Annotated in this window: 1 rRNA gene; it reads right to left on the bottom strand. The window is 58.2% G+C overall.

The features are described 5' to 3' along the window. Window positions 1–1,049 (bottom strand): 23S ribosomal RNA (locus ACFRMQ_RS40955); the annotation flags it as partial.

A 1,049-nucleotide genomic window follows, 5' to 3' on the forward strand; every position in this document is an offset into this window, starting at 1 on the left:
CCTACACCCTTACCCCGGGACAACCACCGCCCGGGCTGGACTACCTTCCTGCGTCACCCCATCGCTCACCTACTGCAGACTTGGGCCGGCGGCTCCACCACTCCCCTTTGCCCGAAGGCTCCGGGACGGCTTCACGGCCTTAGCATCACCTGGTTCAGCGTTGGCGCTTCAAAGCGGGTACGGGAATATCAACCCGTTGTCCATCGACTACGCCTGTCGGCCTCGCCTTAGGTCCCGACTTACCCTGGGCAGATCAGCTTGACCCAGGAACCCTTGGTCAATCGGCGCAAGAGTTTCCCACTCTTGTATCGCTACTCATGCCTGCATTCTCACTCGTATACCGTCCACGACTGGTTTCCACCGCCGCTTCACCCGGCACACGACGCTCCCCTACCCATCACAGCAGGCGTTGGCCCTATATGCTGCAATGACACGACTTCGGTGATGTGCTTGAGCCCCGCTACATTGTCGGCGCGGAATCACTTGACCAGTGAGCTATTACGCACTCTTTCAAGGGTGGCTGCTTCTAAGCCAACCTCCTGGTTGTCTCTGCGACTCCACATCCTTTCCCACTTAGCACACGCTTAGGGACCTTAGTCGGTGTTCTGGGCTGTTTCCCTCTCGACCATGGAGCTTATCCCCCACAGTCTCACTGCCACGCTCTCACTTACCGGCATTCGGAGTTTGGCTAAGGTCAGTAACCCGGTAAGGCCCATCGCCTATCCAGTGCTCTACCTCCGGCAAGAAACACGTGACGCTGCACCTAAATGCATTTCGGGGAGAACCAGCTATCACGGAGTTTGATTGGCCTTTCACCCCTAACCACAGGTCATCCCCCAGGTTTTCAACCCTGGTGGGTTCGGTCCTCCACACGGTCTTACCCGCGCTTCAACCTGCCCATGGCTAGATCACTCCGCTTCGGGTCTTGGGCATGCAACTCAGACGCCCTATTCGGACTCGCTTTCGCTACGGCTACCCCACACGGGTTAACCTCGCTACACACCGCAAACTCGCAGGCTCATTCTTCAAAAGGCACGCAGTCACGGCCC

Source organism: Kitasatospora sp. NPDC056783 (assembly GCF_042789895.1).
GTDB lineage: Bacteria > Actinomycetota > Actinomycetes > Streptomycetales > Streptomycetaceae > Kitasatospora.